This window comes from Mesorhizobium sp. LSHC420B00 (assembly GCF_000503055.1).
Classification (GTDB): Bacteria; Pseudomonadota; Alphaproteobacteria; order Rhizobiales; family Rhizobiaceae; genus Mesorhizobium.
This window is the reverse complement of the sequence record NZ_AYVY01000001.1, coordinates 42,564-66,378: the sequence shown is the minus strand read 5'-3', so window position 1 is coordinate 66,378 and position 23,815 is coordinate 42,564. Positions and strand designations below refer to the sequence as shown.

The following is a 23,815-nucleotide window of genomic DNA, read 5'->3' as shown; positions in this document are numbered from 1 at the left end:
CAGCACCCCTTCCAACCGTCAGAACGCTGTCGTCAACAACAACAATCTCGAAAGAGCGCGCAGCTGCGGAGCGTCTCGTCGATTGTATCTTGCGCATTGTGAGCGGGAATGATGACACTGACAAGCTCACCGTTCATTCGAGCACGGCCTCGATACGGGCAACAAAGTAATCGAGCGAGCGATCCCCGCGAATCTCGATCCGCGGAAGGTCGATGGGATCGCAATCGAGGTCCGCCGGCCCGTGTCTGCCGCCGAAGCCGATCCGATAGCCGCACTCCTTGGCCAGCCTGCCAAGCCGTCGGTCGGTGACCGAGAAGGGTGCCGCGAACGCCGTGGTTGGCCGACCGGTCCACCGTTCGATGAACATACGAGAGCGCAGGAGTTCGGCGGCCAAGTCAGAGCTCGACAGACCATCGATCGCGCGATGCGTCGCCAGATGGCTTCCGAAGAACGCACCTTCGCCGGCGAGGCGTCGCACTGTCCTGGCGTCCATAAGCTGCGTCGGCGGGCCACTGTAGGCGTCCCACTGTGCACTTTCACCCACCAGGTCCGTCACCAGGAACACTTCCGCGGTCAGGTCGTTCGCGCGCAAGGTCGGCCAGGCATGGTCGGCAAAGTTCTGGAAGCCGTCATCGAAGGTGATGAGCACTGGGCGGCCAACGAAAGGCTGACGGTTGGCGATGAACCATTCCAGCTGCTCGGACCTAATCGCGTGAAAGCCATTGGCGCGCAGCCATGCCATCTGGCTGGCGAATGCGGCGGGCGTGAGCCGAAAACGGGCGAGCGCGGCTGGACCTTCATCGGAGACGCTGTGATACATGAGGACAGGGATACGCTGTCGCCGCTCGCTACGTGCGACGTCGCGGCGCAAGGCCCGCGCCCCGCCCCAGACGATTTTCCGCGCGACCCCGATTTCGACGGGCGCGCGGATTGGCACGTGATCAATCATCGGTTCCGTCGCCACGTCGCCTGGTGACAGGCGGCGGAAGCGGTCTATGCGGTAGAGCTCGGTCTGGATCGATTGCTCGAGGACGAGGCCGTCGGTCGCTGCCAGCGTCTCTGAGATCGCTTGTGCACCGAATGTGTTCCAGTCGAAGCCCGTCCTTTCGATATTGTCACGTAGCACGAACGCGTGTGCGCTGATGAAACTGCCGCCAGGCGCCAACGCCTCAACGAGTTTTTTGGCGATGCGCCGCAACTCGGCGAGATCATCCAGGTAGTAGAGCACTTCCGAACAGACGATCAGATCCATCTCACCCGGCAGCGTGTCGGCGGAGAAATCCAGTACGCCGAACTCAACGTTCGGCTGATCGCCGCATCGCGCGCGCGCCCGCCCGATGGCTACGGCGGAGATGTCAGTTGCGGTCAAATGGCCCACCCGCGACGCCAGCTGACGCGTGAAGTGGCCCTCCGCGCAGCCCAGCTCAAGCGCCCGTCCGATGGGACCGGCAGGCAAAATTTCGAGCTGCCGCTCATACTTTTCCTGCTCATAGGGCGAGCCGTAGTTCCAGGGATCCTCGGTCGCGAAATGGCGATTCCAGAAAGACGTGCGATCATTGTCGTGCCCATCCGCGGCCCGTGCACGGCGCGGCGCTGCAAGAGGCTCTTTAGCTTCGGCGCTCGACCCAACCAGCGCCTGCGCTTCCACGGCCAATCCCGCGAGTTTGCCGAAATGGCTGTCCCGATCAGACCGGCGTCCCGCCATGGACAACAATGCCTCGGCTGCAAACATGTTTGACTTGTCGGTACCGGCGCCCTTTTGCGGTGCAGATAAAGGTGATCGCCTCGCAAGCGGCGCGGCACTGTGCATAAGCCGCTCAGGGGGCACGAAATTCAGGATCAACTCAGTCCAATGACGCCTTGTCACTTTCCCGAGTACGCCGAACTGTACGAAAGCCTCGATCTGGCCATCCATCATCAGATAAGCATAAATTTGATCGATTCCTTCTGGAAGCTCGATCGAGGTCGGATTTCGAGCGTCGACGCGAATGCCGAGTGTCCGCGCCAGTCTGCGCGGCGCGGCAAGATCGTCGAAGTCGAGAAGCATTTGCTCAAGGTGATACTGGACGCGGCGACCCGCTACGGGATCGTCCCAGACCTTGCCGAGTTCGATGATCAATTCGGTGAGGGAGCCGCCGAACCTGTCCCACTTGGCAGCCAATTGCGCTGGCACCGATAGGCTTCCTACCATAAGGCCATCGAAGACCACCTTGGCGATCTCACGCGCCCACTTACGTCCTGCCGGGAGCGCGCGCAGGGACTGCGGGTTGATCGAGCGCGAGCCGCAGCCGCAATCCGATGCGGCGTTCCACAACGCGAACCACGCGAGTGCTTCGGAAGCGGTGCGGCCGTTCGCCTCGATCGCTCCATTGGCGTGAGCCGATGCTGGGTGTTTGACCCTGGGATCAGCAGAAAAACCGCGGGCGATCACGATTTCCGCATCTGCCAGCATCTGCGTCGAATTGCGGCTGAGCGAATTGGGGCTGACCCGATGGAAAGCGAGCGGCTCGTCGACCATCACCCAATTTTTGCCTAGACGTGCGAGGCGCTGCCACAGATCCCAGTCCTCGCAGGTGCGCAGCGACACATCGAAACCGGCCAACTCGACAATTGTCTCCCGGTCGACCAGCAGCGCGTGAATGGCGATGGCACACCGGCGGGCGAATGTCTCGAAGGGCTGGATCGCAACCTCCGTTGCGATGCTCGACGGGGTGAGTTCGCCATCGGGCATCACGCGCCGAGAACCGCAATAGGCGGCGACCGCATCGGGCGCTGCTTCAAGTGCGGCCAGCATTTTCGCAAGGAAGCTGGCATCCACCCAATCGTCCGCACCCAAAAACATGAGCCAGTGGCCGCGCGCTGTCGAAATCCCGCTATTGCGCGCGCCGGCGGCGCTGTACGCGCAAGAGCTTAACGTCCGAAATCGGGCATCGTGCTCCACATAACCGGCGATGATCGCGGGGGTGCGGTCCGTGGAGGCGTCGTCGACGATGATCGCCTCCCAGTCCATTATTTCCTGATCGAGAAGGCAATCGAGTGCGCGCGCCAGCGTTACCTCCGCGTTGTGCGCAGGAACCACGATTGAAACCAAGGGATTAGGCGCCACGCCGTCTTACTCGCGCCCGGTTCGAAGGTAGAACAAGATGCGTCGATCTTTCTCGGCATAGGCCGTCACAATCGACGCCGATCAGTCCATCGACCCATCGTCTACCACGACTATATCCAGTATCTGGTAGGTCTGCCGGCGGATGCCGGCAAGCGTTGCGCCGACGGTTTGCTCGGCATTGAGCATCGGTACCACACCGCCTTGCGGTAGCATTGTCCTGGATCATCGAGCTTTCGTTTTCTTCGGCAAGAGTCGGCGAATGTCAAAACCGGATGACGGCATCGGCTGGCAGCACTGCCCTGTCAAGATCGGGGCGAATTAGAGGCAGGCGAAAAAGACTTGAAGACAGGCCGAATGGCAAGCGCGCATGCCCGACGGCTTAGACTGAGGCCGATGCGCCGCGGCATTTCCTTTCGCGCATTTCATCTGCAAAAAGATGATCGCGGGCGAGACGCGAGCGTAAGCTGATCCGGATCGAGCCGCATGTCCAAATCTACCCGAATGGGGACGCACGAAACGACTTAAGCCGAGAAGATTCCGGCTTGCGGGTCGGCTATTTTGCTGACATGTTTATCAGTTGCTAAATTAGCGCTGTGACAATGTTCAAAAGAAGGGGCATGGGATGGCCAAGGAATCTTCGAGTACCGCTTCTTCGGCAAATAAAGCGGACGCAAATCTGATAAGTAATGCAGACGGAAACGGGCTGACCTTCGTGGCGGGCCAGGCTCGCGAGAGCGGGGCCCCCGGCGACGCTGTAGGTGTCGACAAGATACGTGATCTGCTGTTCGGCAACCAGATGCAGGACTATGACCGCCGCTTTTCCAAGCTTGAAGAACGGGTCTTGCAGCGCTTCAAGGATGTCGAATCCGAGGCCAAGCGCAATCTTGAAATGTACGAGTCAAATGCAAAGAAGCAGGTCGACTCGCTTGCCGCGCAATTGCGGAACGAAAAAGACGCGCGAGCCGACGCCGACAAGGAGATTGACCGGAATCTTCGCGAGCAAAATCAGGCGCTTGAAAAGCAGGTGCGCGCGTTGTCGGATCAGTTGAGCGAGCTTGAGCGCGAAGTTGCGGACCGGATAAATCGAAACGACCATTTGCTGCGTGAGGAAATCAAGCAAAAGAATGAAAGCATTCAGATGCTGATGGAGAAAATGTTTTCCGATCTCGGCAATGTCAAGACCGACCGAAATCTTTTGGCTGGCCTGTTTGTCGAGGTTGCAAAATGTCTAAATCAGGATCCCGTCGGCAGCAAGAGCAACTCGGAGCGTACCTGGAAAGTGAGTTGATCGGAACTTGACGTCGACCGTCGACCCAATCAGCCTTCCTCAAAGAGCAGCTTCGAACGATACAGAGATTGATCGCGAGGCTCTGGCTCGCCTTTTGATCGAAATTGCCCGGAACGTTGATCCGGACTATCGTGCGCGTCTCGACGGAATCCCAACCGCCGATCCTCGCATGGAAACGCTTCGCCAGTTGCTGGTCGGTCGCGAAATTTCGGAGCTTTCACGAGTTACGCACCTGCTCGACGAACCCGAGCAGCTTGCGGCTGCACTGGGGAGCGTTCTCCCCAGTGCAGCCGCACGTGCGCTTCATGCGCAACTCGGAGAGGCCCTTGCGCCGGCTGTCGAGAGGGCTGTGCAACGGTCCATCCAGAAAAGCCCGCGCACGCTGACGGATATATTATACCCGGTGTTTCTGCCGGCTATTCGCAAGTCGATCGGCGAAAAGATCGACCAAACCTTTCAGTCGCTGAATGAAACTTTAAGACATATATTTACTTGGCATGGGCTCAAGTGGAGATTTGAAGCTTGGAGAACGGGGGCAAGCTTCTCAGAAGTTGTTCTCAGGCATTCTCTTGTCTATCGTGTAGAACACGCCTTTCTCATTCACCGCAATTCCGGGCTTTTGATCAAGCATGTAACTGCCGAAAACGCAACCAGCGAAGATCCTCAACTGATCTCTTCGATGCTTAGTGCAATTCAGGATTTTGTAAAAGACTCATTTAACGAGAAAGAACAGGGCGGCCTGGACACTATTCGTTTCGGGGAGCTTCGTCTCTGGTCGGAAGTTGGACCGTTTGCGACCCTGGTTGCGGTGATCCGGGGAAATCCGCCGGAGGAATTACATGAAATAATTCGCGATGTATTGCTTCGCATCCATGATGAATACTCACAGGCTCTAGAGCAGTTTGACGGCGACAGTTCGCAGTTGGCCGGCGTAGAGACGCAGTTGCAGACCTGCGTTGAACTGAAGCAGGAGGAATCAAACCAGGGATTTCCGTGGCTGGTAGTGGCTGCAGTCCTGCTGGTTTTGATTCCCGCAGGCGGTTGGTTCTTTCTTTCCTGGCAATCCGGGCAACGCTGGCAGGCGTATGTGTCGCGCCTGGGGACCCAGCCGGGCATCATCGTTGCCGAACAAAAGGTGCGCGATGGCCAATTCTATATTGCCGGCCTGAGAGACCCGCTTGCCGCCGACCCGCAGTCGCTGTTGGCCGGAACGCAGGTCGATCCAACCCGCGTTCATTCACGCTGGCAATTCTATCAGAGTCTTGATCCGGAGTTCGTGTTGAAGCGGCTAACGGCGTCGCTGGTTCCGCCGGATTCAGTACGACTTTCGATCGTCGATCATCGCATCGTTGCCGAGGGTGAGGCTCCCGACACCTGGATAGATCGCGCACGCGCAGCGGCCCGACAGCTTTCGGCAGGCGGACCGGAATTCGACATCTCCAGAGTTCGTGATGTGAGCCCCGAAGCACGCGCGGCGGAGCACTGGCAGACTTATGTGTCGCGACTGGAGGCCCAACCGGGAATCATCGTCGTCCAACAAACGGCGAGGGGCGGACATTTCTATATTTCCGGCCTGAGAGACCCGCTTGCCGCCGACCCGCAGGCTCTGCTGTCCGGAACGGAGGTCGATCCCGCCCGCGTTCATTCGCAGTGGCAATTCTATCAGAGCCTTGATCCGAAGTTCGTCCTGAAGCGGCTGATGGTGTCGCTGACCCCGCCGAAATCAGTTCGGCTTTCGATCGTCGAGGACCGCATCGTTGCCGAGGGTGAGGCTCCCGACACCTGGATAGATCGGGCGCGCGCAGCGGCCCGACAGCTTTCGGCAGGCGGACCGGAATTCGACATCTCCAAGGTTCGTGATGTGAGCCCCGAAGCACGCGCGGCGGAGCACTGGCAGNCCGACACCTGGATAGATCGCGCACGCGCAGCGGCCCGACAGCTTTCGGCAGGCGGACCGGAATTCGACATCTCCAAGGTTCGTGATGTGAGCCCCGAAGCACGCGCGGCGGAGCACTGGCAGACTTATGTGTCGCGACTGGAGGCCCAAGCGGGAATCATCGTCGCCCAACAAACGGCGAGGGGCGGACATTTCTATATTTCCGGCCTGAGAGACCCGCAGGCCGCCAACCCGCAGGCTCTGCTGTCCGGAACAGGGGTCGATCCTGCTCGCGTTCATTCACAGTGGCAATTCTATCAAAGCCTTGATCCGAAGTTCGTGCTGAAGCGGCTGATGGCGTCGCTGGCTCCGCCGAAATCGGTTCGGCTTATGATCATCAAGGATCGCATTGTTGCCCAGGGTGAGGCTCCTGCCGCATGGATAGATCGGGCGCGGGTCGCCGCCCAACAGCTGTCCGCGGACGGACTCTCTCTAGAAATCTCCGAGCTGCGTGAGTTGACCCCTCCGCAACTCACTCATTCGAGGGAGGCTATTCAAGCGGTCAACATTTTCTTCGATTCTGGCAAGGCTGTACCGGGACCAGAGCAACTGCCGGTTCTCGACAATTTGGCGAATCAGTTGAAGCAATTGGCCAAGGACGCCCGCAACGCAGGCGTGACAGCACAGTTCATGTTGACCGGCCATTCGGACGAGACGGGCCGTGAAACGGCCAAATTGTCGATCAGCGCCGCGCGCGCGGAAACAGTTCGTGCGCTTCTCAAGAAGCGCGGCGTCGATCCGGAGTTGCTCTTGGTTCGCGGCGCGGGCACCTTTGAGCCAGCGGAGATTGAAAATAGCCGAACGGGGAACTCCGCCAACCGCAGAGTTTCGGTTACGGTAAACTTCCACTAGGGCGGAGCCCAGGAAATTGCAAAAGAAGATCTGCATGTTGGGCGGGTTCGCTGTCGGAAAGACGAGTCTGGTTCGCAGGTTTGTGCAAAGCATCTTTTCAGAAACCTACTTGACCACGGTGGGAGTGAAAATCGACAAGAAGAGTGTCGCATTCCCGGACAAAACCGTGGATCTGATTTTGTGGGATTTGGCCGGCGAAGACGATATCGGCTCATTCCGCGTCAGCTATGTGCGAGGTGCGAGCGGGCTCGTGCTTGTCGTCGATGGAACCCGCGCCGCCACTCTCGCCGTGGCGCTCACGTTGCGCGAGCGGGCCGAGGCTGAATTCGGCGCTATGCCGTTTGTATTGCTGCTCAACAAATCCGATCTGGCCGATCGGTGGGCAATATCGGATAGTGAAATTAACGAACTGAGGCAACTTGGATGGCAAATCTATCTAACAAGTGCGCTTTCGGGTGAACATGTTGATGATGCGTTTCGTCAGCTTGCTTCGATGGTCGCAAAATAGACCATGCATGAATTGCCAAGAGAAGTCAGAAGCTGGATTTACGATTTCTTCTACAACGAGCGCTCCGTCGCATATCTGAAAATCGACGCCCAGCTTTGCATAGCTGCGAAGGGCGGCAACGTTAAACATTACGGACTCTCATCAGTTCGCATAGGTAAGCCTGTTGCCGAGCAGCTTGAATTCATGGAAGGTTTGCTGCCCTGCCCGGAGCTTCCATATCATATGGCCATGGTCGAACTGCCCAGCGGGCGTGTCGCGGACCTCCATCTTTTTGCTGACAATGCCTGCGTGTGGCTGCTCTTTCTTGACGCCACTGCCGAACGCGACAATAGGCAGCGACTTCAACAGAAGGCTTATGAAATGACGCTCCTGCAAGAGAGGGAGCGTCAACTCAACGAGAAATTACAATCGATGAACGAGGCGTTGAGGGCGAGCCAAGAGGGATTGTCGCGTGAATACCAGCGCGCCGAAGCCCTGCTCCTCAACATTCTTCCGGCGTCTATCGCGGAGCGGCTAAAAGCGCACGAAGAAATTGCAGACAACTACGCAGAGGTGAGTGTGCTTTTTGCCGACATCGTCGGTTTTACGGAAAGAGCGCGGAACGTCGGAGCCGTGACGACGCTCGCTATTTTAAATTACTTCTTCAAGGCGGCGGATCTGCTCTCGGAGCGATACGGCTGCGAAAAGATCAAGACAATCGGCGATTGTGTGATGGTGGTCGCTGGCCTGCCCGCCGCGCGATCCGATCATGCGGAAGCCCTTGCGCACTATGCACTTGAACTGCGGAAGGCGGTTAAGCTCGAACGCTTCGCAGGAGAACCGATAAGACTCAGAATTGGAATTCACTCAGGACCAATCGTGGCGGGCGTCATAGGCACAAGGCGGTTTGCCTATGACCTATGGGGCGACACCGTTAATCTCGCCGCACGTATCCAAACGTCCGCGGAGCCCGATGAAATCCGTATTTCGGATGCAACTCACAAACTGCTTGGACCAAATTTTGCTTGCGACCCACTCGCGGAAACGGAATTGCGTGGTACAGGTCGTGTGCGAATGTGGCGGCTCCCGGGGGAAATCGGATCCTGATATCTGACGTCGCCATCGTTCTTCCCTGCACGGTCATGCGCCCAGTTTCCATCACATAGCCTCGGTCGGCGATGCCCACCGCGGCATACGCGTTCTGGCCTGGGGGATCCTGGTGCCGGGTCTTTTACGCCCAGCATCACGGATGCGCAGTTCATATAACGGCTGGAGGCTGGGCCTAGGTCGGAATGCCCTCCCCCGGCGGCTAAGTAGACACCGCGAAGTACCCGGCGTAACGGTCTGGGTCGAAACGATGACGTCTTGCACCGCAACATCGGTTTCTTCAAGGTAGGGCAACAACGGACATAGATGTCGTTGCTAGCCGATCTGACCGGAAGGTTAACAGCACGATGCCACGCATCATTCGACGATTGGGGGCCAGGAACCTGGCGCGCCTGGCACGGCGTCTCGGAGACCTGACTGCGATGTTTGCCCTGATTGCCAGGCCGCTCGTCTTTGGGATCGCCCTTTTGTTGACAGGTCAGGCACAGGCGCAGGCGCCGGCGACCGCCCCGCCTGAAAGGGTCAAACAGCTGCTCGAGCTTCTCGACGATCCATCAGTGAAGGCCTGGGTGGCCGAACAGCGAAATCAGGACGCCGGGTCAACGGGAGCGCCTGCCGAGACAGGAGCTTCGCCGACCGACGCATCGTCCGGCGCCGTGGCCGCACCCGGCCAGATGAATACGATGGCATCCTCGACGCTTGATGGGATCAGGCATCATATCGAAAGAATCGTGCGAACTTTGCCCTTGCTGCCAGGCCAGTTCGCGCGCGTTCGGGCAGAGACGATGGAGGATATGTCCAGCAAGGGGTCAGCCGCCGTATTTGTGCTGATTGCGATGTTCATCGCTGCCGGCCTGGCACTCACTTGGGCAACGTTCAAGTTCACCCGTCCATTTCGTCTTTGGATTATCGCGCAACCGAAGGATACGCCGATTGGGCGAGCCAAGAAGATTGGTGGTCGCATGCTTTATTCCAGCATGCTGATCGTCTCTTTCGCACTGGGCAGCGCCGGCGCGTTCATGTTGTTCGACTGGCCAATGCTTATCCGCGAGATTGTACTGACATTTCTGATGGCGGCAGTCGTTACATGGGGTGTGCGCATGTACGTCATGGCCATGCTCGTCCCTTCCTTCATGAATGTCGAGAATGCCGTCGAGGTTCGTGCTTTGCCGATCACCAACGAAGCGGCTGACCATTGGTCCTATTGGCTACCCCGGATCGTCGGCGTCTTCGCCTTCTTCGGCGCCGCGTTTATCCTCTTGCCAGGTCTCGGCATCGATCAGGACGGAATGATGGTCCTGTCACTGGGCGCCGACTTCGTGCTGCTGGTGCTCCTGCTGCTCGCGGTTTGGCGTCGGCCAAGAACGCAGCGAGACGGTGCGCGCCACATCGGTCACACGGAAGCGACATGGCTATTGACTGCTTATTTCGTCGTCCTGTTCCTGCAGCGCATCGCCGGCCTTTATACATACTTCTGGTTTACCTTCGCCGCATTCTTCCTGCCTTTTGCAATCGTGATGACGCAGCGCGGGGTTAATTTCGTTCTGCGACCAGGTTCGGAAGATGTCGGCCGGCCTACGATCCCGGCGGTGACGATCGCTGTCATCGATCGCGCAATCCGAATGATTTTCATCTTGGCGGCGGCTTACTTTCTCGCACGTGTCTGGGGTCTGGACATGCAATCCATGCGGGACAGCGATACGACGACGACGTTCATATTGCGCGGCTTGGTCAATGTCGTGGTCATTGCCCTAGCAGCCGATTTCGGCTGGTCGATCATCAAAGCTTTGATCGAACGAAAGCTGGGCATCGAAACACCGCACCCTGTGATCAGCGACGAGGATGTCCCGGTCCTCGATCCGCAGCAGGCGCGGCTGCACACGCTCTTGCCGATCCTCCAGAACATTCTGCTCGCATCGATCATCGTGATGGCGGTGCTTATGATGCTCGCCTCGCTGGGTATCCAGATCGGCCCGCTGATCGCCGGCGCTGGCGTCGTCGGCGTCGCCGTGGGCTTTGGGGCACAAACCATCGTCAAGGACGTCATTTCAGGCGTGTTTTTCCTGCTCGATGATGCGTTCCGTGTCGGCGAATACATTTCATCGGGCAATTACAAGGGTACTGTGGAAAGCTTTTCGCTGCGCTCGGTGAAGCTGCGCCACCATCGTGGTCCGCTGTTCACGATACCTTTCGGTGAACTCGGGGCAGTCCAGAACCAGAGTCGTGACTGGGTTATCGACAAATTCAACATCACCGTTGGTTATGACACCGATATCGACTTCGCTCGCAAGCTGATCAAGCGGATCGGCCTCGAACTGGCGGAAGATCCCGAGTTCAAACACTGGGTGCTCGACCCGATCAAGATGCAGGGCGTACAGGAGTTCGGCGAATACGGCATCGTATTGAGGGTCAAGGCCACAACCAAACCGGGAGGCGCCTTCGGTATGAAACGCAAATTCTATGTACGCCTCCGCCAAGTCTTCAAAGAGCAGGGCATCGAACTCCCATTTCCGACCGTCCAGGTCCAGGGGCTACAGAACCCACATGGGGCAGAGAATGCGCCGTTGGAGATCACACCCGAGTTGAAAATGGCCGTTGCGCAGTCGCACACTATTCGGCGCAGAAAAAAAGCCAGCACACCGGAGTAGGAAAGCTGTGACACCTGCCGGTCACAGCGTCGCTTTCCGCGCATCGCCCGTGGCAGGGATACTCTTCTATCTTCAACCGTTAAGACGAAAAAGACGGTCACGAGGCAGTCTACAACCAGAGTCCGTCCCGAGATTTACATCGGGCTGCGTAAGTTGATACAGCGGTACGTTCGAGACAGCGCCATCGGCTACCTGCCGCGCGTCAGTCACGCGATAAGGACCGTCCCGCGAGAAGCGGCGCGTACGCGGCGAGCCTGCGGGATACGAACTCGGTGAAGAGCCGCACGCGCTTCGTCTTGCGTGTCTCCCCCTGTGTGAGAAGCCAGAGCGTTCCGTACATGTGCAGGTCGGTGCCCGGCACCCTCACCAGTAGGGGGTCGGCATCTCCGACGAAGCACGGCAGTGTCGTCATCCCGAGCCCTTGCCGTACTGCAACGATCTGCGCCTCGCCGTCCGTGGTCCTGAACGGAACCCCCGTGGTACGAACCTCACCCTCGCTGGCCCAATCCGGGATGCCATGAATGCTTATGACGATCCACCGGATGGGATCAGGCGCGCCCGCACGCCACGCGGCTAGTCGATCGCGAGACATGTAGACGCCGCCGAACAGCTCCGGTCCCTTCAGGCCGTGAAGATTGAGCGGCAGGGTTTTGCGGTCGTAGACGACGCGGATCGCGACGTCGGCCTCCCGGTTGGTCAGATTTGCCAGCTCGCCGGACGACAAGATTTCCATCTCGATGTCCGGATGCAGACGCGCGAAATCGGCGAAATCCGGCATGAGCAGGTGTGTCGCGAGGGGCGGTGCCAGCGTCACCCGCAGAAGCCCGCGCACGCTCTGGTCGCGCCCGAAGACGCGCGTCTCCAGCAGGTGCGACGACACTTCCATCTGGTCCGCGAACTCGAGGACCTCCTCGCCCGCAGCCGTCAGGCGGTAGCCCGAAGGCAGCTTTTCGAACATGTGCACCCCGAGGCGTTCCTCGAGCTGGGCGACGCGTCGCAGCACGGTCGAGTGGTTCACACCGAGGCGCTCGGCGGCAGCCCGCACGGAGCCTCCGCGCGAGACGGCAAGAAAGTAGCGAACGTCATCCCAGTCGATCATGGTGCAATCCGGCACCGCGCGGTGCGCCTTCCAAAGCCCGTATTTAACACATCGAACAGCAGTACGGGCGGTCATCATAGCCTATGTCGACGAGCGCGGCCCAATTTCGAACGGCGGACGCCGATCGTCGCGGCTGGCCTCAGTCGTCCAGCCGGATCGATTTCGCACCACCGATGTGCGCGCTTCCGCACTCAACACCTGACGCCGGCGGACCCATTTCGAGGTTCTCGGAGGCAGATGCTGTCCCGACACCACGAAAGGAGAAGTCATGGGAAAGCTTGAGGGCAAGGTTGCAGTCATCACGGGTGGATCGAGCGGCATGGCGCTGGCGAGCGCCAAGCGGTTCGTTGAAGAAGGCGCCTATGTTTTCATCACGGGCCGGAGACAGGAGGCGCTGGACGAGGCCGTCAAGCTGATCGGCCGGAACGTGACCGGCGTGCGCGGCGATGCGGCCAATCTCGATGACCTCGACCGCCTGTTCGATACAGTCAAGCGGGAAAAGGGCAAGATCGACGTCCTGTATGCGAGCGCCGGCACGGGCGAAGCCGTCCCACTGGGCGAGATTACCGAGCAGCATTTCGATGCGACCTTCGGCCTGAATACGCGCGGCACGCTGTTCACGGTGCAAAAGGCGTTGCCGCTGTTCAACGATGGCGGATCGATCTTCATGACCGGATCAGTTGCTTCGGTGAAAGGTTTTCCTGGTTACAGCGTGTATGCGGCGAGCAAGGCGGCGTTGCACGCATTCGCACGCGGGTGGCTCAACGAGCTGAAGGGAAGGAATATCCGGGTGAACGTGCTGCACCCGGGGCCGATCGCCACACCGATGCAGGACCAAGTTCTCGACGAGGAGGGGAAGCGGATGTTCGAATCCCTGATCCCGCGGGGAAAGATGGGGCGTCCTGAGGAAATTGCGACGGCCGCGCTGTTTCTTGCTTCCGACGATTCGAGCTTCGTGAATGGGGTGGAGTTGTCTGTCGATGGCGGCTTCTCGGCCATCTGAAATCGCGCCGGATCGCGGGAAGCGGCTGACCGGCGGGAACTAGCGTGTCCATGGTGGAACGACCACGCAAAGGTCGCCACACAGCGGAACGAATAACCCAGCGCCGTTGAAGGCCGGGGAATCAATACCAACACGGATCGGAGAAGCATTATGAGCTACGCAATTGTAGGATTCGGTAAGATAGGCCAGGCCCTCGCCCACGCCTTCGCCCGTAAAAACATCGACGTGACCGTCGCGAGCCGCCGGCCGCCCGAGGCGCTGGCGCCGCAGGCTCGGGCGATTGGACCCACGGTCGTCGCCAAGTCGCTGCGGGATGCACTCGAGGCCGACACAATCATCTTGGCGGTCCCGTTCGGGGAGCATCGCGAGGTTGCGAAGGTCCTGCCGAGTTGGAAAGGCAAGACGGTCATCGACGCGATGAACGCGTTTCCAGTCCCTGAAGAGCTGGACGGTCTCCCGTCCTCCGCCTTCGTCGCGAAGGCGTTCACCGGCGCCAAGCTCGTGAAAGGGTTCAATCACCTGGTCGTCGAGGGCGGCCACCGGGNCGCGTTTCCAGTCCCTGAAGAGCTGGACGGTCTCCCGTCCTCCGCCTTCGTCGCGAAGGCGTTCACCGGCGCCAAATTCGTGAAAGGGTTCAATCACCTGATTGCGGCCACCCTGGCTGCCGATCCGATCGTCGAGGGCGTGCACCGGGTCGTCTTTCTGTCGAGCGACGACGAGGACGCGACCGCTCCGGTGGCGGCCTTGGCCAAACAACTCGGGTTCGCACCCGTCAAGCTGGGAAAGCTCANCGAGGACGCGACCGCTCCGGTGGCGGCCTTGGCCAAACAACTCGGGTTCGCACCCGTCAAGCTGGGAAAGCTCAACGAGGGTGGCGCGCTGGTGCACGCACGCGGCCGCACTTGGGGCCAGCTCATCTTCCAGGATTTGTTCAAGAAGGAGCAGTAATCGATGTATGATCATGTGATTTGGCCCGAGCGATATGATCCGAAAACGTCGGCCATCTACGCACTCAACGACATTGACGTGAAGGCGCCGGCTGAAGTGGTCTGGAAGCTGCTCGTCGATGCCGAGAATTGGTCGAGCTACTTTCCCGCCGAAGATCAGGTCAAGATCTTGACCGGCAAGCCGGAACTGGCGCTTCAAACCAGATACAGCCGGGTGACGGTTGGCTTTCCGATGAGTCTGGTCGTGACGGAGTGTGAACCCTTCCGCAGGCTCGCGTGGGCGACGACGGTCGATGGCGACGAGACCGGCTCGAGCGCGTACCACGGCTGGGTCATCACTCCTACGGTCGATGGCTGCCATATGCTGACCGAAGAAACGCAGCAGGGCCCTTGGTTCCTTGAGGAACTCGGGCGCAAGCATCCCGGTGCACTCTACCGCTATCACCAGGAATGGGTCGAAAGCCTCGCCCGCGCTGCGGAGGCGGAAGTGGCAAGCAGGGCAAGTTGAATGGGCTTGTCTTGAGGCCTGGCCGGTTGCTTGGGCCGCAACGCTTTCGACCGAACAGTACTGGGCCTGCCTTCGTCCCGAATATTGTCGGTACTCAACAGACGACGGGCGCTTCCAGCCTGGATCGGCGGATGATCACCCACCTACCATTGGAGATAAATGACATGAATATTGAACTCAGGGGCCGCAAGGCGATTGTCACCGGATCCACCGCCGGAATCGGCCGCGCGACGGCGGAGGGGTTTGCCCGTGCCGGTGCATCGGTCGTCGTCAACGGCCGTGGGAATACCCGGGTCGACGAGGCGGTGAGGCAGATGCGGCAGGCCTTTCCCGGAAGCGACATCTCGGGCATCGCCGCCGATCTTGCGACAGCGGAGGGTGCCCAGGCCTTGATCGCGCAGGCGCCGGACGCCGATATCCTTGTGAACAATGTTGGTACGGCTCACATCCGGAGCTACAGTGGCGTCGAGGACATCGCGAAGATCCCCGACGAGGACTGGCTTGGCCTCTTCCAGTTGAACGTAATGAGTGGCGTGCGCGTGACCCGTCATTATCTGCCGCGGATGGTGGCGAAAGGCTGGGGCCGCGTCGTGTTTGTAAGTAGCGAGTCCGCAGTCAACATCCCTAAGGAAATGCTCGACTACGGCATGACCAAGACCGCTCAACTCGCGGTGTCGCGCGGGCTCGCCGAGGCGGTCGCGGGCACGGGTGTCACAATCAACGCCGTCCTGCCGGGACCTACCCGCTCTGAGATCCTGGGCGACTTCATGGCGAAGCAGGCTGACGCAAACGGAATCACGCAGCAGGAGGCCGAACAGGGCTTCTTGAAGGCGATGCGTCCGACCACCCTCATCCAACGCTTCGCGACCACCGATGAGGTGGCCAACATGATCATCTACGCATGCTCGGAGCAGGCTTCGGCGACAACCGGCGCGGCTTTGCGGGTGGATGGCGGCGTGGTCCGCTTCGTCGCGTAGCTGCCGAGACGGTTATGGCGCTAATGGCGCCGACCAGCGGACGGTCGACACCTGCGGCTGAGTTTCCCCTGCCCGGTGTCTTCAGGCCAAATGCTGGCCGTGACCTTCACCTGTTTCTCGACACACCCTGCAACAGGTCGAGGAAGGCGCGCACAGCGGGATTGGCGCGCCGGCTTTCCGGCCAGACCGCCGTGATATTGTGCCGCTCGACCGCATGGTTGGAAAGCACCGGCTCCGAAGCATCGACCAGGATCAGCGGCAGATTATAGTGCTGGCGAAACATCTCCACGAACTGATCGCGCGCTAACTTCTTCGAGCAGCGCGCGACCGAAGATTTGAAGGCCACAAAGTCGCGAAGGTTGAGGTAGGCCCGACGGGGTATGGGCGCCGTTCGAAGAGCGGGGAGACGCCCGACAGAGCGGCAGATCTGTCGGTCGCCTAGAATCTATCGACTGCTATCGATGGCCTAGGATTCGCTCGAGTGTCCTCTGCTATCCGATATTACTCCACAGCACTCCCCTCCGTTCGCGCAGCCAGAGTGGGCGTTTGTGTTCACTCCATCGCTTTCGTTCGCCGACATAGAGCTGCCCGCTTCCGCAGCGTCAGAGCCGATTCTCTACATGTAAAAGCTGTACCTTGGAGCGATCTCCTGCCCGTCTCCGAGGTACTTCAGCACCTGCCCCACCTGTCTTGCCGTCGCAATAGTAATCGGCATTCCGTTGTCGAACTGAGTGTTGTTCCAATTCATCTTGGTCAAAGCCAGGGTCTCGTACGCGATATGCTGCAGTGGTTGACCGAGGACCTGACATCGCAGTATCAGCGGCCGGCACATACATTCCGGGATATGTGCGGAAGAAGTCGACGCTGCCGCGCGTGTAAAGGTGTGGAAATCGACGCCTCAGTTCGACTTTCTTCTGACCGCTTACAATCTTGGTAGCGTACTCTGGCTTGACGCTCAGAACGAAGTCGTGGCGGAAAGGTCAAGGTTGTTCATTCAGTGACGATCGCAAAATTTCCCACGATCGGGCATTATCCTACGCGAAACAAATTGTGAACCGCTGATTGATCCAAATCGGCGACGGAGGTCACCGAGCGATCTGCTTCCGATATTGCGGTTCGCAAGCACGCAGGAAACGCCGAAGCAACAGGCGTCACACTCGCCTGTCTGTAACCCAAAGGCCGTAGTGTGGCAGAGCAATGGCTCTTGGGATCATCACAAAAGAAAGGACGCTTGGCTGCCGCTGTTGCAGTTGTGGGAACAACCGCTTTCAAGTCGAGGCAGAGTTTGGGTTAACGACTGAGATGAGGCGCAAAGCAGCCATGCCGCCGTCGCGTGTGAGACTCTGCTTCGGGTCACAAGCAAAACAGCAGCCCTATGGCTCGTCCCTCACATCGCGCAAATTAGACACAACCCGGCGGTTCTGCGACCTGCAGGCGTTGTCGGGGCACTCGCGGACGAGCCTGTCCTTGCCGTAGCCCTTGGCCCACATGCGGTTGCGGTCTATGCCGCCGGCGGCGAGGTAGTCCATCACCGCATCGGCGCGCTGCTGCGACAGCGCCGTTTCACTTGCGCCGGGATCGTCGGCGAAACCCTGCAGCTTGAGCAGCCAGCGCGGATGCTTTGCTAACCAGGCGATCTGGGTGTCGAGGGTGGCCTTGGCGACAGAATCGAGCGCGGCCGAACCTTGCGTGAAATAGGTGCGGCGGCCGACATTGAGGATAAAATCCTCGTCGCTGCCCGGCTGCACGTTCTGGAAGCCGGCAACCTCGGTGTTGGTGACGTCGGGCGTGGAAGGGGCCAGCGTGTTGCTGGTCGAGCAGGATGCGACCAGCACCAGCAGGCCGGCGGCGAGCAGCCGGCGCGTGTTTTCAATCGTGCGGTTCATGAGGCGCCAATCATTCGACAGTGGTGGAAGCGGGCGCCTGGTCGGCGATGTGCGGCAGGACCTGCACCGCGGTGCCGATCGGGCAGCGCTGGTAGAGGTCGATGATGTCTTCCGGGAACATACGGATGCAGCCGCTGGAAGCGTCGGTGCCGATGCTCCATGGCTCCAGCGTGCCATGCAGGCGGTAGCCGGTGTCGGCGCCGTCGCGGTGCAAATAGAGCGCGCGCGGCCCGAGCGGATTGTTGGACGCGCCGCCTGCGACCATGGGTGGTAGGTCCGGCTTGCGCTTACGCATTTCGGGGGGCGGGACCCATTGCGGCCACAGCGCGCGGCGGTCGATCTTCGCGCGGCCGTACCATTTGAAGCCGTCCTTGCCGACGCCGACGCCGTAGCGGATGGCGGTCTTGTTTTCCATGATGACGTAGAGGAAGTGGTGGCGGGTATCGACCACGACGGTGCCGACCGGCTCGCTGCTGAAATACTTGACGATCTGGCGATGCCATCTCTTGTCGATCTTGGCGAAGTTGGTCTTGCGATAGACAAAATTGTTGTCGCTGGCGGTACCGGCGAAAAAGGATTTTGCCGCCGCGGCTTGAGCAATATTGCTGGTTGCACCCACCGCGACCAGCGCCAGGCCACCGAGCACGACACCCCTGCGTGATAAAACCATCGGCAATATTCCCCCATGCCTAAAGCCTGGCGGACCATAGTTGAGAATTATTTCGCCTCAAAGTGGAAAATGCTGCGTTGCTTAAGTCGGCCGTGTCCGGACATTCGGCAATTTGGCGGCGAGTGACCGAATTGTGACTATCTTGCCGAGGACCAACGTCTAACCTAAACCCCCTCCAGGACCTTACCAAATTGGCGCGACTGTTTGGGACCGGGCGTAGTTGCGACATTTGCCCTATCCGGAAGTGTGAGCGATGCCGTGGGCATGATGCATGCTTTTCGTTCGGTTGCTGCGATGATCGTGATGTCCGGCGTGGCAGGTTGCACCAGCATTTCCTACTACGCACAATCCTTGAAGGGTCACGTGGAGATCATGGCGGCGCGCCAGGATGTCGGAGAGCTGATCGACAATCCTTCGACCCCTGGGACATTGCGCGCTCGAATGGCATCGGCGAGCGCCATCCGACAGTTTGCGATAGATGAACTAGCGCTGCCGGACAACAACAGCTACCGCAGCTATGTTGACGTTGGTCGAGACGCGGTGACATGGGCCATCTTTGCAGCGCCGGAATTCTCGCTGACGCCACGAACATGGTGCTTTCCGGTGTTCGGATGCGTACCGTACCGAGGGTACTTCTCCAAAAGGTCTGCGATTGAAACCGCTGTCGAACTTCAGAGACAGGGCCTGGACATCTATGTGACGGGCATCACTGCATATTCCACGCTCGGCTGGTCAAGTGACCCGCTGCTAAGCACCATGCTCAGCCAAGATGAAACGTATCTTGCAGGGCTGGTATTCCACGAACTCGCTCACCAGCGCGTCTACGTGCATGACGATTCCTCGTTCAACGAGGCGTTCGCTGTCGCTGTCGAAACAACCGGTGTGAGAAAATGGCTGCGCGCGACCGGCGATACTGCCGGATTGCGCCGTTACGAAGCCGACCGGAGGCGCAGAGCTGAGTTTCTTGTGCTGGTGTCGCAGACCCGGGACGAGCTAAGGCATGTCTATGACGACGATGTTACTTCTGAGCAGAAGCGGGCCGCGAAGAAGGCCGCGATCGAACGGCTGAGGACGCGATACCGACAGATGCGCGACAGGCGCTGGGGTGGATACCGTGGATATGACGCCTGGTTCGATGCTCCGATCAACAACGCAAAGCTCGCCGCGACTTCCGTCTACAGCGATCGGGTGACTGCGTTTCTCCGCTTATTCGATTTGTGTTCGGGCGACTATCCACGGTTCTTCGCGTCGGTTCGACGGATAGGAGCGTTAGACAAATCTGACCGCGCCGAAGCGCTCGAGGCGGCAGATACATGCGATTGGGCCGGTCAAATCCGAAGGCCAGAAGCGGCGAATCGGTCGCTGATGTACTCGGCAGCCAGCGCAGGTGATTGAATTGACCATTTGTCGGCCGATTTCCTAGGTACTTTGACGTCGGCGGGGCCAGAAGACGCATGTCGGCCTACAGAAGCCAAAAGCGGACTTGCCTGAACTCCCCGAGGGGTCCTGGACCACAATGATTGCCGGCGGGCTGTGGCGCCTCAGTGTGCGCCCCTACGAGGCCGAAAACCTCACGCTCACGCCGCGCTGCCGAAAATAAGCCTGCATCAGCTTGCGGCCCGAACGGTTGTTCTGTGCCAGCCTTGCCGGATCGAACACCGCCTGTTCTATCCCCTCTCGCGTCAGCGCTGCTTTGAGCGCCGCGATATGTGCGTCGATGTCGGCATTGTTCGCCCGGAGCGATGCATAGATGCTGTCGGTCGCCTCGGCCACGGTCGGCTCGCTCACGGGTGTACTCCTTTGGCTATTCGGGCGGCGGCTTAGCACAGATCAGCGGCTTCGCCGATACCGATAAGACGGCTAGATGGGCGGCAACAGTGTTCCTTGGGGTCGGTTGTGAGTCATAGGTTCCGCCTGAGTCGGAGATCGCAAGCCATGTCGACATGAACGAGTGAGGAGGATTGGACGCACACGTTCGAGTATCCGGGCTTGCCTGCCGCGCGGCTGACCGTCCGGCCGCGCGGAAGTCGTTCACGGCAGGACGTCTACGCGTCAATTCAGGAATTCGAACCGATGACGCGCATCGCTTGGGGTGGCAGTCCGAAGATCTCGCGAAGGTCGCCATGCAGCGAAACGGATAACCCAGCGCCGTTGAGGGCCGGGGAATCAAGACCAACACCGATCGGAGAAGTATTATGAGCTATGCGATTGTAGGATTCGGTGCGGTAGGCCAGGCCCTCGCCCACGCCTTCGCCCGTAAAAACATCGACGTGACCGTCGCGAGCCGCCGGCCACCCGAGGCGCTGGCGCCATAGGCTCGGGCGATTGGACCCACGGTCGTCGCCAAGTCGCTGCGGGATGCACTCGAGGCCGACACAATCATCTTGGCGGTCCCGTTCGGGGAACATCGCGAGGTTGCGAAGGTCCTGCCGAGTTGGAAAGGCAAGACGGTCATCGACGCGATGAACGCGTTTCCAGTNACCGGCGCCAAGCTCGTGAAAGGGTTCAATCACCTGGTCGTCGAGGGCGGCCACCGGGTCGTCTTTCTGTCGAGCGACGACGAGGACGCGACCGCTCCGGTGGCGGCCTTGGCCAAACAACTCGGGTTCGCACCCGTCAAGCTGGGAAAGCTCAGCGAGGGTGGCGCGCTGGTTCACGCACGCGGCCGCACGTGGGGCCAGCTCATCTTCCAGGACCTGTTCAAGAAGGAGCAGTAATCGATCTACGACCGTGTGGTCGACGCCGAGAACTGGTCGCGCGCTAACTTCTTCGAGCAGCGCGCGACCGAATATTTGAAGGCCACAAAGTCGCGAAGGTTGGGGTGGGCCCGACGGAGTATGGGCGCCGTTCGAAGAGCGGGGAGACGCCCGACACAGCGGCAGATCTGCCGGTCGCCTAGAACCTATCGGCTGCTATCGATGGCCTAGGATTCGCTCGAGTGTCCTCTGCTATCCGATACTACTCCACCGCACTCCCTCCTCACTCCCACTCGATCGTGCCTGGCGGTTTGCTCGTCACGTCGTAGACGACGCGGTTGATGCCGCGCACCTCGTTGATGATGCGGGTGGCGGCGGCGCCCAGGAATGCCATGTCGTAATGGTAGAAGTCGGCCGTCATGCCGTCGACCGAGGTGACGGCGCGCAGCGCGCAGACGAATTCGTAGGTGCGGCCGTCACCCATCACGCCGACGGTCTGCACCGGCAGCAGCACGGCGAAGGCCTGCCAGATGGCGTCGTAGAGGCCGGCCTTGCGGATCTCATCCAGATAGATGGCATCGGCCTCGCGCAGTATCTCCAGCTTTTCGCGGGTGATGCCGCCCGGGCAGCGGATGGCGAGACCGGGGCCGGGGAACGGATGCCGGCCGATGAAGCTGTCGGGCAGGCTGAGCTCCTTGCCGAGCGCCCTCACCTCGTCCTTGAACAATTCGCGCAGCGGCTCGACCAGCTGCATGTTCATGCGCGCGGGTAGGCCTCCGACATTGTGGTGCGACTTGATCGTCACCGACGGTCCGCCGGTGAAAGAGACGCTTTCGATGACGTCGGGATAGAGCGTGCCTTGCGCCAGGAAGTCGGCGCCGCCGAGCTTCTCGGCCTCCTCCTCGAACACTTCAATGAACAGCCGGCCGATGGTCTTGCGCTTCTTCTCCGGATCCGACTCGCCCTCGAGCGCGCCGATAAAACGGTCCGAAGCATCGACCAGGATCAGCGGCAGATTGTAGTGCTGGCGAAACATCTCCACCACGCCGGCCGCCTCGTCCTTGCGCATCAGCCCGTGGTCGACGAGGATGCAGGTCAGCTGATCGCCGACCGCCTCGTGGATCAGCAGGGCCGCGACCGAGGAATCGACGCCGCCCGAAAGCGCGCAGATCACCTTGCCCTTGCCGACCTGCTTGCGGATCGTCTCGACCGCGTGCTCACGGTAGGCCCGCATCGTCCAGTCGCCTTCGATGCCGGCGATGTTGTGGACGAAGTTTTGGAGCAGCCTGGCGCCGTCCGGCGTGTGCACCACTTCGGGGTGGAACATGAGGCCGTACATCTTGCGCTCGACATTGCCGAAGATGGCGAAGGGCGAGCCCTCCGATTTTCCGAGCACCTCGAATCCCTTCGGCAGGGAGATGACACGGTCGCCATGGCTCATCCACACCTGGTGGCGCTGGCCGGGCGCCCACAGGCCCTCGAACAACGGGCTGTCCTTGGCGATCTCGACGAAGGCGCGGCCGAACTCGCGATGGTCGGAGCTTTCGGCGACGCCGCCCATCTGCACGCACATCGCCATCTGGCCATAGCAGATGCCGAGCACCGGCACGCCGGCGTCGAAGACGATCTGTGGCGCGCGCGGACTGCCGATGTCGCTGGTCGAGGCCGGACCGCCGGACAGGATCACCGCCTTTGGATTGATGCGCTTGAACGCCGCCTCAGCCGACTGGAAGGGCACGATCTCGGAAAAGACGCCGGCCTCGCGAATGCGGCGGGCAATCAGCTGAGTGAACTGGCTGCCGAAATCGACAATCAGGACGGTGTCGGGATGATTGGCTGTTTTCATGGCGAGCGTTTAAAGAAAGAAACGAGTCGGCGCAATGGGTTGCGGGGCGTCTCTCTCACTCCGAATCCGCATCTTAATGGGACAGGTCAAAACTGCAGCGTGTCAGACGCGATCGCCTGTTCCAGCAGTTGCACCGCCCCGGCCAGCTTCTCGTCGATGACATGCAGGTATTCCGTCCAGTCGCCGACGTGTCTCAGATCGGCCGCCCCGTCGGAAATGCCGCGCAGGCCGATAAGCGGCACGTCGAACAGCTGACAGGCGCGCAGGCAGGCGAAGGTCTCCATGTCGACCATATCAGCGGCGACCGCGTCGTAGGCGGCGCCGGAGACGATTGCCGCGCCGGTGGACAGCGTCGCCGGCCTGATGCCCGGTATCCTGAACGGTAGCGGCACACCGACAGGCAGGTCGAGAAACGGCGTGGCGCCCTTCTCGAAACCCAAGGGCGAAGCGTCCATGTCGCGGTAGGCGACCGAAACGGCCTGGTAGATTTCCGTCTGCTCCAGCATCCGGCTGCCCGCCGAACCGAGCGACACGACCAGATCCGGCAGCGCCTTCCCGGCGTGCAGCCGGGACAGTTCGGCGCTGAGCCCGACGCCGGCCTCGACCGGCCCGACGCCGGTCATCAGCGGCGTGAACAGCCGCTGCAAGTGTGGGCCGTATTCGGCTTCGGCCGCCATGACGAAGAGAACGGACTTGCCGGAAATCAGGGTGAGCTCACCAGGTGTCTTGCCGGCCATGATCGTCTGTCCTCCCCTGCCC

At 60.2% G+C, this 23,815-nt stretch carries 17 protein-coding genes and 3 pseudogenes; 11 read left to right on the top strand and 9 right to left on the bottom strand.

From position 1 onward, the window contains the following. Positions 1–133 precede the first annotated feature (133 nt). Both X760_RS41045 and X760_RS74190 read right to left on the bottom strand, forming a co-directional pair. Positions 134–3,106, bottom strand: a complete 2,973-nt coding sequence (locus tag X760_RS41045; protein ID WP_031193286.1) for a trifunctional glycosyltransferase/class I SAM-dependent methyltransferase/polysaccharide deacetylase — start codon at positions 3,104–3,106, stop codon at positions 134–136. 81 nt (positions 3,107–3,187) lie between these two features. Then, complete coding sequence (locus tag X760_RS74190; RefSeq protein ID WP_084642351.1) at positions 3,188–3,319, bottom strand: glycosyltransferase; 132 nt, start codon at positions 3,317–3,319, stop codon at positions 3,188–3,190. Positions 3,320–3,728: 409 nt separating this feature from the next. Between X760_RS74190 and X760_RS41040 the strand changes: the two genes are divergently transcribed. The 5 genes from X760_RS41040 (at position 3,729) to X760_RS41020 (ending at position 11,424) form a co-directional block, all read left to right on the top strand. Further along, a complete protein-coding gene (locus X760_RS41040; protein ID WP_031193285.1) occupies positions 3,729–4,394 on the top strand; it encodes a hypothetical protein in 666 nt (221 codons plus the stop codon). Between the two features lie 7 nt (positions 4,395–4,401). Beyond that, positions 4,402–7,182, top strand: coding sequence for an OmpA family protein (locus tag X760_RS41035; RefSeq protein WP_023716510.1), 2,781 nt, complete (start codon positions 4,402–4,404; stop codon positions 7,180–7,182). A gap of 16 nt (positions 7,183–7,198) precedes the next feature. Next, a complete protein-coding gene (locus tag X760_RS41030) occupies positions 7,199–7,690 on the top strand; it encodes a Rab family GTPase (RefSeq protein WP_023716509.1) in 492 nt (163 codons plus the stop codon). A 3-nt stretch (positions 7,691–7,693) separates the two neighbouring features. Next, positions 7,694–8,776: an adenylate/guanylate cyclase domain-containing protein gene (locus tag X760_RS41025; RefSeq protein ID WP_023716508.1), complete on the top strand. Its 1,083-nt coding sequence runs from the start codon at positions 7,694–7,696 to the stop codon at positions 8,774–8,776. Positions 8,777–9,123: 347 nt separating this feature from the next. Next, positions 9,124–11,424, top strand: a complete 2,301-nt coding sequence (locus X760_RS41020) for a mechanosensitive ion channel family protein (protein WP_245278482.1) — start codon at positions 9,124–9,126, stop codon at positions 11,422–11,424. Positions 11,425–11,626: 202 nt separating this feature from the next. Here X760_RS41020 and X760_RS41015 read toward each other — a convergent pair whose 3' ends face one another. Then, the gene (locus tag X760_RS41015) at positions 11,627–12,523 is read right to left on the bottom strand and encodes a LysR family transcriptional regulator (RefSeq protein ID WP_023716506.1); all 897 of its coding nucleotides are present in this window, start codon (positions 12,521–12,523) and stop codon (positions 11,627–11,629) included. Positions 12,524–12,791: 268 nt separating this feature from the next. Between X760_RS41015 and X760_RS41010 the strand changes: the two genes are divergently transcribed. The 4 genes and pseudogenes from X760_RS41010 to X760_RS40995 all read left to right on the top strand — a co-directional run bounded on the left by X760_RS41010 (position 12,792) and on the right by X760_RS40995 (position 15,958). Then, complete coding sequence (locus tag X760_RS41010; protein WP_023716505.1) at positions 12,792–13,526, top strand: SDR family oxidoreductase; 735 nt, start codon at positions 12,792–12,794, stop codon at positions 13,524–13,526. Positions 13,527–13,676: 150 nt separating this feature from the next. Then, positions 13,677–14,228 (top strand): annotated as a pseudogene (locus tag X760_RS41005) (NAD(P)-binding domain-containing protein); the annotation flags it as partial. 249 nt (positions 14,229–14,477) lie between these two features. After that, on the top strand, positions 14,478–14,981 hold the full coding sequence (locus tag X760_RS41000; RefSeq protein WP_023716503.1) for an SRPBCC domain-containing protein: 504 nt from the start codon (positions 14,478–14,480) through the stop codon (positions 14,979–14,981). Between the two features lie 164 nt (positions 14,982–15,145). After that, a complete protein-coding gene (locus tag X760_RS40995) occupies positions 15,146–15,958 on the top strand; it encodes an SDR family oxidoreductase (RefSeq protein ID WP_023716502.1) in 813 nt (270 codons plus the stop codon). Positions 15,959–16,064: 106 nt separating this feature from the next. Here X760_RS40995 and X760_RS76100 read toward each other — a convergent pair. The 3 genes and pseudogenes from X760_RS76100 to X760_RS40975 all read right to left on the bottom strand — a co-directional run. Further along, positions 16,065–16,190: pseudogene (locus X760_RS76100) on the bottom strand (LysR family transcriptional regulator); the annotation flags it as partial. Positions 16,191–17,331: 1,141 nt separating this feature from the next. Continuing rightward, entirely contained in the window at positions 17,332–17,844 is a 513-nt protein-coding gene (locus X760_RS40980) for an OmpA family protein (RefSeq protein ID WP_023716499.1), read from the bottom strand. A gap of 10 nt (positions 17,845–17,854) precedes the next feature. Next, on the bottom strand, positions 17,855–18,514 hold the full coding sequence (locus X760_RS40975) for a L,D-transpeptidase (protein ID WP_023716498.1): 660 nt from the start codon (positions 18,512–18,514) through the stop codon (positions 17,855–17,857). Between the two features lie 264 nt (positions 18,515–18,778). On the opposite strand from X760_RS40975, the gene X760_RS40970 reads away from it, so the two are divergent. Continuing rightward, entirely contained in the window at positions 18,779–19,909 is a 1,131-nt protein-coding gene (locus X760_RS40970; protein ID WP_023716497.1) for an aminopeptidase, read from the top strand. A gap of 159 nt (positions 19,910–20,068) precedes the next feature. On the opposite strand, the gene X760_RS40965 is transcribed toward X760_RS40970, so the two are convergent. Then, positions 20,069–20,302: a hypothetical protein gene (locus tag X760_RS40965; RefSeq protein WP_023716496.1), complete on the bottom strand. Its 234-nt coding sequence runs from the start codon at positions 20,300–20,302 to the stop codon at positions 20,069–20,071. 407 nt (positions 20,303–20,709) lie between these two features. Here X760_RS40965 and X760_RS40960 point away from each other — a divergent pair. Further along, positions 20,710–21,231 (top strand): annotated as a pseudogene (locus X760_RS40960) (NAD(P)-binding domain-containing protein). A gap of 262 nt (positions 21,232–21,493) precedes the next feature. Here the strand turns inward: X760_RS40960 and guaA are convergent. After that, positions 21,494–23,056, bottom strand: coding sequence for a glutamine-hydrolyzing GMP synthase (guaA, locus tag X760_RS40955; protein WP_023716495.1), 1,563 nt, complete (start codon positions 23,054–23,056; stop codon positions 21,494–21,496). Between the two features lie 86 nt (positions 23,057–23,142). Further along, a complete protein-coding gene (locus X760_RS40950) occupies positions 23,143–23,793 on the bottom strand; it encodes a 5'-methylthioadenosine/S-adenosylhomocysteine nucleosidase (RefSeq protein ID WP_023716494.1) in 651 nt (216 codons plus the stop codon). Positions 23,794–23,815 lie beyond the last annotated feature (22 nt).

Coding starts and splice junctions, on each gene's coding strand:
- X760_RS41025 (WP_023716508.1), top strand. CDS start 7,694: ATGCATGAATTGCCAAGAGAAGTCAGAAGCTGGATTTACGATTTCTTC.
- X760_RS40970 (WP_023716497.1), top strand. CDS start 18,779: ATGATGCATGCTTTTCGTTCGGTTGCTGCGATGATCGTGATGTCCGGC.
- X760_RS40995 (WP_023716502.1), top strand. CDS start 15,146: ATGAATATTGAACTCAGGGGCCGCAAGGCGATTGTCACCGGATCCACC.
- X760_RS41020 (WP_245278482.1), top strand. CDS start 9,124: ATGCCACGCATCATTCGACGATTGGGGGCCAGGAACCTGGCGCGCCTG.
- X760_RS41015 (WP_023716506.1), bottom strand. CDS start 12,523: ATGATCGACTGGGATGACGTTCGCTACTTTCTTGCCGTCTCGCGCGGA.
- guaA (WP_023716495.1), bottom strand. CDS start 23,056: ATGAAAACAGCCAATCATCCCGACACCGTCCTGATTGTCGATTTCGGC.
- X760_RS41040 (WP_031193285.1), top strand. CDS start 3,729: ATGGCCAAGGAATCTTCGAGTACCGCTTCTTCGGCAAATAAAGCGGAC.
- X760_RS41010 (WP_023716505.1), top strand. CDS start 12,792: ATGGGAAAGCTTGAGGGCAAGGTTGCAGTCATCACGGGTGGATCGAGC.
- X760_RS40950 (WP_023716494.1), bottom strand. CDS start 23,793: ATGGCCGGCAAGACACCTGGTGAGCTCACCCTGATTTCCGGCAAGTCC.
- X760_RS40975 (WP_023716498.1), bottom strand. CDS start 18,514: ATGGTTTTATCACGCAGGGGTGTCGTGCTCGGTGGCCTGGCGCTGGTC.
- X760_RS40980 (WP_023716499.1), bottom strand. CDS start 17,844: ATGAACCGCACGATTGAAAACACGCGCCGGCTGCTCGCCGCCGGCCTG.
- X760_RS74190 (WP_084642351.1), bottom strand. CDS start 3,319: ATGCTACCGCAAGGCGGTGTGGTACCGATGCTCAATGCCGAGCAAACC.
- X760_RS41000 (WP_023716503.1), top strand. CDS start 14,478: ATGTATGATCATGTGATTTGGCCCGAGCGATATGATCCGAAAACGTCG.